8 protein-coding genes and 1 pseudogene are annotated in these 7826 nt (G+C 72.7%); 2 read left to right on the forward strand and 7 right to left on the reverse strand.

Translation table 11 applies throughout. The features are described from left to right. Nucleotides 1-79: pseudogene (locus tag QR77_RS48630) on the reverse strand (SAM-dependent methyltransferase); the annotation flags it as partial. A gap of 62 nt (nt 80-141) precedes the next feature. After that, nucleotides 142-1149 (reverse strand): SDR family NAD(P)-dependent oxidoreductase, encoded by a 1008-nt coding sequence (locus QR77_RS14400; RefSeq protein ID WP_040022148.1) that lies wholly within the window; start codon nt 1147-1149, stop codon nt 142-144. 518 nt (nt 1150-1667) lie between these two features. Here QR77_RS14400 and QR77_RS42155 point away from each other — a divergent pair. Beyond that, nucleotides 1668-2396, forward strand: coding sequence for a TMEM175 family protein (locus QR77_RS42155; RefSeq protein WP_052488730.1), 729 nt, complete (start codon nt 1668-1670; stop codon nt 2394-2396). Here the strand turns inward: QR77_RS42155 and QR77_RS14410 are convergent. Beyond that, complete coding sequence (locus tag QR77_RS14410) at nt 2360-3490, reverse strand: XdhC/CoxI family protein (protein WP_040027927.1); 1131 nt, start codon at nt 3488-3490, stop codon at nt 2360-2362. The genes QR77_RS42155 and QR77_RS14410 overlap by 37 nt on opposite strands. Beyond that, complete coding sequence (locus QR77_RS14415; protein WP_078876670.1) at nt 3483-4190, reverse strand: UbiX family flavin prenyltransferase; 708 nt, start codon at nt 4188-4190, stop codon at nt 3483-3485. Before QR77_RS14415 ends, QR77_RS14410 begins: the two co-directional genes overlap by 8 nt. Nucleotides 4191-4214: 24 nt before the next feature. Between QR77_RS14415 and QR77_RS14420 the strand changes: the two genes are divergently transcribed. Next, on the forward strand, nt 4215-4997 hold the full coding sequence (locus QR77_RS14420; RefSeq protein ID WP_107068932.1) for a GntR family transcriptional regulator: 783 nt from the start codon (nt 4215-4217) through the stop codon (nt 4995-4997). On the opposite strand, the gene QR77_RS14425 is transcribed toward QR77_RS14420, so the two are convergent. From QR77_RS14425 to QR77_RS14435, 3 genes are read right to left on the reverse strand one after another with little or no spacing between them, the layout of a single operon-like run. Beyond that, nucleotides 4927-6045, reverse strand: coding sequence for an amidohydrolase family protein (locus QR77_RS14425; protein ID WP_052488731.1), 1119 nt, complete (start codon nt 6043-6045; stop codon nt 4927-4929). The two genes, QR77_RS14420 and QR77_RS14425, sit on opposite strands and share 71 nt — an antisense overlap. Next, a complete protein-coding gene (locus tag QR77_RS14430; protein ID WP_052488732.1) occupies nt 6042-6878 on the reverse strand; it encodes an alpha/beta fold hydrolase in 837 nt (278 codons plus the stop codon). Before QR77_RS14430 ends, QR77_RS14425 begins: the two co-directional genes overlap by 4 nt. Then, nucleotides 6875-7810: an FAD binding domain-containing protein gene (locus tag QR77_RS14435; RefSeq protein WP_040022149.1), complete on the reverse strand. Its 936-nt coding sequence runs from the start codon at nt 7808-7810 to the stop codon at nt 6875-6877. Before QR77_RS14435 ends, QR77_RS14430 begins: the two co-directional genes overlap by 4 nt. Nucleotides 7811-7826 lie beyond the last annotated feature (16 nt).

A 7826-nucleotide genomic window follows, 5' to 3' on the forward strand; every position in this document is an offset into this window, starting at 1 on the left:
CCTCGGCGGCAGCGGCGGCGCGCTCCTCGCCGCCGCGGGACGCGTCGTACACCTGGGCTTCGCCGTCGTAGTCGAGCATCCGGCCAATCTAACCGGCGGCACCGACACCGCCCCCGGCCGGTCCGTCCGTTCGCCGACCGGTCAGTGGCGGGCACCCGCGAGAGTGTCGACCGACACCTGCCACAGCCGGGCCGCCGCCTCCGGGTCTACCGCGTACGGCGCCACACCGCGCCGGACCCCGGGCTCGGCGGGCAGGGCCTCTTCGCAGTCCTCGAAGTAGCGACCGCTGACGCCCGCCACCAGCGGGGAGGCGGCGAGCAGCACGGAGGTGGCCGCGCCCTGCTCGATCGTCTTCCACCGGATCGCCGTACTGGTGCCCTCGAACGCGGCGGGGGCCGCCGGGTTGTGCTCGTCGCCGATGAAGCGCATCAGGTTGGTGCGGATACGGCCGGGCGTCAGCGCGTTCACGGTGATCCCGTCGGGCGCCCAGCGCTTCGCCGCCTCGACGGCGAAGAGGATGTTGGCCGTCTTGGACTGGCTGTACGCCTTCCACCGGTCGTACGGGTGCCGCTCGAAGTGGATGTCGTCGAAGAGGACATCGCCGTTCAGGTGCCCGACCGAACTCACCATGACGACCCGCGCCCCGCCGGTACCGGTGCCGGCAGTGGCACTGGCACTGGCACTGGCACTGGCGACAGCACCGGCGGCGAGTGCGTCGTGCAGGCCGGTGATCAGCGCGAAGTGGCCGAGATGGTTTGTGGCGAACTGCGTCTCCCAGCCCTCAGCCGTCCGCAGTTCCGGCGAGGCCATGATCCCGGCGTTGGCGACCAGGATGTCCAGGGGGCCGCGCCAGTCGGCGACGAACGCGGCGACCGACGCCTGGTCAGCCAGGTCGAGCGGCGCGACCAGGATGTTCTTGTTGCCGGTGGTGGCCGTGATGTCCTCGGCCGTACGCTCGCCGGCTTCCACGTTCCGTACGGCCAGGGTCACTTCGGCGCCCGCGCTCGCGAGGGCGCGGGCGGTCTCGAGGCCGAGGCCGGAGGCGCCGCCGGTGACGGTCGCACGCCGACCGCCGAGATCGACGCCGGCGATGGTGTCGGCGGCCGTCGACTGCGCCCCGAAGGGGGTGGTTATACGTTCCGCGCTCATGATCCTGTCCCTCCCGAGACTTCGAAGCGGAGGAACCTCCGTTAAGTCCAGATTAACGGAGGTCACTCCGGTTAGCAAGGAGGCGGCGGTAGTGCCGGTTCCGGACGCCCAGGACCACGCGGCCAGCAGGGACGGCATCGGTGAGCCGCGCCGTATCGGTGTACGACAGCTCGGCCACCAGCAGCCTGCGGCGGATACACCACCCAGGCGGGGACCCGCTCCCGCACCACCTTCGCCGGGCCGCCGCGCCCGTTCTGGAGATACCCGAAGACGGCGAGACCGGCCACCGCCCCGGCGAACGCGATGTCGGTGGCCATCGGAACGCCCCACCCGCTCAGCGCCTCGGAGTCGCCCGCGTTGCGGCCGGTGAGGGAATCGCGCTGTTGCTCGGACTGTTGAACACGTGCCCCGCTCCCCTCGCCCCGTACCGACCGGCGGCACCACGTCAACGCGCCCGCGCGCCCGGCCCCACGGCGTGGCTTTCACACCGGCGCGGGGATTCGTGGCCCACTCGTCAGGTGGCTGTTCCCGATGTCCCCTCGTCCCCCGCGTGGAGCGGCGCGGCCGAAGCCGCCGTCGAGGAGCACGCCACCAGGCGCCTGTTCACGCTGAGCGACGGCGTGTTCGCCATCGCCATGACGCTGCTCGCGCTCGATCTCCGGGTGCCCTCACTCGGTGACAAACCGAGCGACGGCGCGCTCCGCCACGCGCTCGCCGACCAGTCCTCGCGCTATCTCTCCTTCCTCATCAGCTTCTATGTGATCGCGGGCTACTGGCGGCGCCACCGGAGCGAGACCCACCTCATCCACGCCAGTGGCATCGCGCTGGTACGGCCGACCATGTTCCTGTTGCTGATGGTCAGCTCCCTGCCGTTCGTGACCAACCTGCTGGCCACGTACGGCAGGGAGGGCGGCATCGTGGTCGCCCTCTACGGCGGGGTGAACGTCATCGCCTGCGTGTGCCTCCTGGTGATCCGCCATGTGGTCCGCACGCACCAGCCGCCCTCGGTCGTCCGGCCGCCGCCCCACCCGGAGAGGTTCGAGCTGTGGTTCGACCTCGTCGCCCTCGTGCTGGTCATCCCGGCGGGGTACGCCTTCCCGGGCCGTGGGCCGGACATCCTGATCGGTCTGCTGGTCTTCAGCGGAATCGCGGGATCCGTCGTCACGCGCCTGCTGAGGAGAAGACTCCCGCCCGCGCCGCCGCCCGCCCCTCAGCCGCCGACCACCGACGCCCGCCCCGAGCGGTGAATGTCGGCTCCCGGCAGCTCCGACAGACGGCTGCCGGTGCCGCCCCACCGGGTGGAGATGATCTCCGCGGCGATCGACACCGCCGTCTCCTCCGGGGTACGGGCGCCCAGGTCCAGGCCGATGGGGGACGCCAGCCGGGCCAGGTCGGCCTCCGTCACGCCCTCCTCCCGCAGCCGGGCCATGCGGTCGTCGTGCGTACGGCGGCTGCCCATCACGCCTATGTAGCGCGCGGGGGTGCGCAGCGCCGCCAGCAGGAGCGGTATGTCGAACTTCGGGTCGTGGGTGAGTACGCACACCACGGTCCGCTCGTCCACGTCGGTGGCCGCCAGGTACTCGTGCGGCCAGGCCCGTACTACCTCGTCCGCCGCCGGGAAGCGGGCGCGGGTGGCGAAGGCGGGCCGCGCGTCGCAGACCGTCACGTGATAGCCGAGGAAGGCGCCCATCCCGGCCGTCGCCGACGCGTAGTCGATCGCGCCGAAGACCAGCATCCGGGCCGGGGGCCTGAAGGCCTGGACGAAGACCGACACCTCGTCCATCCGGCGCTGCCCGCGCGCACCGTAGTGGCGCCCGGCCGTGACGCCCTGCGCGAGCAGGCCCCGGGCGTCGTCGGCCGCCGCGCTGTCGAGCCAGGGGTGCCCGAGCGATCCGTCGGTCCGGTCGGACCCGACGACGAGCTGGGCGCCCAGCGGGGCCGCGCCCCCGGTGACGGTGGCCACGGCGACCGGGCTTCCGCCCTCGACGGCGTCCAGCAGCTCCGGCAGGCTCGGGCCCCCGGGCTCGGTCGCCCCGTACGCCTTGATCAGGATCTCCAGCGTGCCGCCGCAGGTCAGTCCCACCGCGAAGGCGTCACCGTCGCTGATGCCGTACGTCTGCGACCGCGCCTCGCCCGACGCCAGCACCTCCGTCGCCGCCTCGTACACCGCGCTCTCCACGCAGCCGCCCGAGACGCTGCCGATCACCCGTCCGTCGGCGCCGACGGCCATGACGGCGCCGGGGCCGCGCGGTGCGCTGCCGCGTACGCCCACGACTGTGGCCAGCGCGAACGGCTCTCCCGCGTCGAGCAGTTCACGCAGTTGCGGCACGATCTCACGCATCGTCATCACCCTCTTCGGACTCATGCGACTCATGCGGTTCATGCGACTCGTACGACATCTCGGTGCGCGCGGCGCCGAGACGGCCGGTCCAGCGTGTGTAGAGGGTGTGCGGCACATCGATCACATCCAGCACCTTCCCCGCCACGAAGTCGATGAGCTGCTGGATGTCCTGCCCGCCCGCGTAGAAGCCGGGTGACGCGGGAAGGACCACGGCGCCCTCGCCCGACAGGTCGGCCAGTTGCTGGAGGGTGACGCGCCGCATCGGTGCCTCGCGGGGCACGATCACCAGCCGCCTGCGCTCCTTGAGCGTGACGTCGGCCGCCCGCTGGATCAGGTCTTTGCTCATCCCCGTCGCGACCCCGGCGACCACCGCCGTCGTCGCGGGCACGATCACCATGCCGTGCGCCGGATAGCTGCCGCTGGCCGGTCCCGCCGTGAAGTCGTTCTCCTTCCACACCACCATGTCGCCGGTGTCCCGCCCGAGGAACGCCTTCATGTCCGTCCGCCACCGCGCCTCGCGGAAGGTGAGTCCGGTCTCGTCGAGCATGGTCAGCCTGGCGGCCTTGCTGACGACGAGGTCGACGGACTCTCCCGCGTCCAGCAGCCCGCGCAGGACCGCCGCCGCGTACGGTGTCCCGCTCGCCCCGGTGATACCGACCACCCAGGGCTTCCTGGGTGTGGTTTGGTGGTGGTGATCCATGACGGGACCTTTCACGGTACGGCGATGAGGCGGTGCACGGCGGTGGCGGTGGACGAGGCGGACCGGTCTCCGGCGGAACAGTCGCGTGCGGTGCTCGCGACGCCGGGGCTGACGGCGGGCGAACGGGAGATCCTGCGTGTCCTCGGCCGGTCGGAGGACCCGGACAGCGTCGGCGCCCAGATCCTCCTGTCGGTCGGCGCCGCGATCATCGAGGGCAGGCTGAAGCCGGGCGACGACCTCAACTCGGTCGAGCTGGCCCGCCGGTTCAGCAGCAGCCGCACCCCCGTACGGGAGGCTCTGGCGACCCTCGAACGGGAGGGCCTGGTCGAGATCGCCGCCCGCAAGCGGCCCCGGGTGCGCGCGCTCGGGATCGAGGAGGTCCGCGAGATATACGAGCTGCGGGGCGAGCTGTACGGCCTGGTGAGCCGGCGCATCGTCGAGAACTGCTCGGACGACGACCTCGACCGGCTGCGCGAGGTCCAGGCGGAGCTGGAGGAGGCGGCTGCCGCCGAGGACCTCGACCGGTACTTCTGGGCCAACGTCGAGTTCCGCAACACCGAGGCGCGCCTCGCCGCCAACGAGACCGTACGGGCCGTCCTCGACTCCGTCGGTATCCGGACCCTCCAACTGCGCCACCTCAGCCTCTCGCTGCCGGGGCGCATCGGCACGTCCGTCACCGACCACCGGCGGCTTGTCCAGGCGTACGAGGACCGCGAGGCCCAGCTCGCCGCCGCCCTCACCCGGTCCATCGTGCACCGGGGTCTCGCGGCGGTGGAGCGCTCGGGCTGGACGGGTTTCGCGCACTGACCCCGCCCGCGCGGCCCGTGCCGGTCCGGGCGCCGAACAGGCCTCCCGCGCCCAGCACCGCGCTCCGGCCGGCCGCGTCGAGCCCGGCCGCGTCGAGCGCCCTGACCGGCGGGTCGAGGCGCATCGGGAACGGGTAGTCGCTGCCGAGGACCACCCGGCTCGCGCCGACGAAGTCCACCAGGTGTTGCAGCGCTCCGTCGTCGTGCAGTACGGAGTCGAACCAGAGCTGGCCGAGCGACTGCCGGGGACTGCGCGTCGCCTTCGACCTGAAAGCGGGCGGCGCCGCGCTGAATCCGCGCTCCAGCCTGCCTATCTGGTACGGGACGAAGCCGCCTCCGTGCACCAGCAGCACCCGCAGCCCCGGGTGGTTCTCCAGCACCCCGCCCAGCAGCAGCGCCGCCGCGGCGAAGGTCGTCTCCGACGGGTTGCCGACCAGGATGTGCAGGAACAGCCGCCTGCTGCGCTCCGGCACGTCCAGCTCCGCCGGGTGGACGACGACAGGTACGTCCAGCTCCTCGGCGGCGGTCCAGAAGACGTCCAGACCCGGGTCGTCCAGGCCGAGTTCGCCCACGCGGGCGCCTATCTGCACGGCCTCGTGGCCCAGTTCGGTGACCGCCCTGTGCAACTCCTTGACCGCGAGGTCGGGTCGCTGGAGGGGGACCGCGGCGGCGGTCCGGAACCGGTCGGGGTGCGCGGCGCGCAGCCGGGCCGCCGAGTCGTTCTGGACCTGGGAGAGCCAGAGTCCGTCCTCGCCGTCCAGCTCGTACCCGGCGAGGTCCATCCAGGGCGCGACGAGTTGGACGTCCACACCGGCCGCGTCCATCCACGCCAGCCGGGCGGCCACATCGCTGAGCGGCGGGACGAGCGGCAGTCCGCTCGGCCGGCCGGCCACCTCGACGCCGGTGACGGGCCTGCCCGCCACCTCGGCCGTGACCAGCCGGACGCCGTGAGCCTCGCCCTCCTCACGGATGCGCTCGATCGCGTACGCCCCGACGTGGTGGGCGTGCACATCGACGACAGCCGGTCCGTTCGTCTTCGGCCCGTTCATGACCGGCTCCCCGCTGTGTCCGAGCGCCGGACCAGGCCGGTCAGCGCGTCCACCACGACGGCCGGGTTCTCCAGGGGCGTCAGGTGCCTGGTCCCCCGTACCACCGTGGCGGGCCCGTCCCCGATGAGTCCGGCGAGGGCCTCCGCCATCGCCGGCGGGGTCGCCTTGTCGTCCTCCCCCACCAGCACGGCGGCCGGGTGCGGGATTCTGGGTGCCGAGGCGCGCAGGTCGGCGGCGCCAAGCATCGCGCAGGTGGCCTCGTAGCAGGCGACGTCGTTCGCCGTGAAGATCCCCGTCAGTCGCTCCATCAGCTCCGGCTCCGCCGCGCGGAACGCGTCACCGAACCAGCGCGTGAGCTGGAAGGGGATCAGCGAGTCAAGTCCCTTCTCGCCGGCTGCCGCGGCCCGGCCCGCCCAGTCCTCGGGCGCCGTCGGCCCGTACCAGGCGGTGGTGTCGATGAAGAGCGCCGCCCGGGTGCGGTCGGCGTATCCGGCGGCGAAGGCCTGTGCCACACAGCCGCCCATGGAGCAGCCGGCGACGACGGTCTCGGTCCAGCCGAGGTGGTCGAGCAGATCGGCGAGGTCGTCGGCGAACTGGTCCGTGCTGTACGGCCCCGCCGGGCGGCCCGAACGGCCGTGCCCACGGGCGTCGTACGTCACCATCTCGGCCTGTCCTTCGAGCGCGGCCGTCACCCCGGACCACAGGGACCTGTCCAGGGCCAGGCTGTGCACGAAGGCGATCCTCGGGGCGTCCTCCGGCGCCGGGTGGCGGGTGTACGACAGGGTCACACCGTCCCTGGCGCGTGCCTCCCCTTCGATGGCTGTGCCGGTCATCGCTCTCCTCCTGAGACGGACGGGTCCTGTTCGGCGCGGCGGACCGCGGCGCGCAGCGCTCGGCGCGAGAACTCCGCGATCATGCGGGTCTTGTACTCCGCCGAGCCCTTGACGTCGCTGTACGGGCGGGTCGTCGCGGCGGCGATGCCGGCCGCCTCCTCGATCAGGCCACGGTCGAGGGGTGTACCGAGCAGACCGGACAGATCGACGGCGACGGGGCCTCCGGCCACCGAGCCGACGGCCAGCGAGAGCCGCTGTGCCGTCCCTTCGGGGTCGAGTCCGACGACGGCCGCGACATTGACGCAGGCGTACTCCCACACGCCGCGCACCAGGAACTTCTCGTACGCGGAGCCGGTGCGGACCGCTGCCTGCCCCGGGGAAGGGGCGGCGGGGAGCGGCAGCGTGATGTGCTCGACGAGTTCGTCACCGCGCAAGGAGCCGAGGTCGCCGATGGTCGTCGTCCTGCTGCCTTCGGGGCCGCGCACCAGCAGCGTGGCGCCGACTGCGGTGAGGGCGACGGGCGGGTCGTGGCTGTCGTCGCGGGCCGCGATGTTGCCGCCGAGCGTGACCATCCGCCGGATGCGTCCGGTGGCGACGGAGCCGGCCGCCTCCGTGACCACCGGCCAGACCTGGGCAAGCCGTTCGTCCGCCGCGCAGACGCTGAGCCGGACGCCGGCGCCGATGGTGACGTGGTCGGGTGACCAGGAGATGGAGGTGAGTCCTGGCAGGGAGCGGACGGAGACCAGGGTGGTCGGCGTGGTGGCGGGGCCCCGGTCGTGGCGCCGGAGGGTGTGGCCGACGCCGCCGCCGAGCACGGCCGCGCCGTCGGCGGCCAGCAGCCGCAGGGCCTCGTCGACGGAGTGCGGGGTCAGCACGGCGACCGGGGCGCGGGGCGCCTCGACGGGTGCGGTACCGGAGTCGAGCGTGGTCATCGGTGATCACCTTCCT

Origin of the sequence: Streptomyces sp. 150FB, assembly GCF_000818195.1 — a bacterium.
Lineage (GTDB): Bacteria > Actinomycetota > Actinomycetes > Streptomycetales > Streptomycetaceae > Streptomyces.

Excerpts from the sequence above, each read along its gene's own strand:
- QR77_RS14400 (WP_040022148.1), bottom strand. The coding sequence starts at position 1,149 with ATGAGCGCGGAACGTATAACCACCCCCTTCGGGGCGCAGTCGACGGCC.
- QR77_RS14410 (WP_040027927.1), bottom strand. The coding sequence starts at position 3,490 with ATGCGTGAGATCGTGCCGCAACTGCGTGAACTGCTCGACGCGGGAGAG.
- QR77_RS14415 (WP_078876670.1), bottom strand. The coding sequence starts at position 4,190 with ATGGATCACCACCACCAAACCACACCCAGGAAGCCCTGGGTGGTCGGT.
- QR77_RS14420 (WP_107068932.1), top strand. The coding sequence starts at position 4,215 with ATGAGGCGGTGCACGGCGGTGGCGGTGGACGAGGCGGACCGGTCTCCG.
- QR77_RS14425 (WP_052488731.1), bottom strand. The coding sequence starts at position 6,045 with ATGAACGGGCCGAAGACGAACGGACCGGCTGTCGTCGATGTGCACGCC.
- QR77_RS14430 (WP_052488732.1), bottom strand. The coding sequence starts at position 6,878 with ATGACCGGCACAGCCATCGAAGGGGAGGCACGCGCCAGGGACGGTGTG.
- QR77_RS14435 (WP_040022149.1), bottom strand. The coding sequence starts at position 7,810 with ATGACCACGCTCGACTCCGGTACCGCACCCGTCGAGGCGCCCCGCGCC.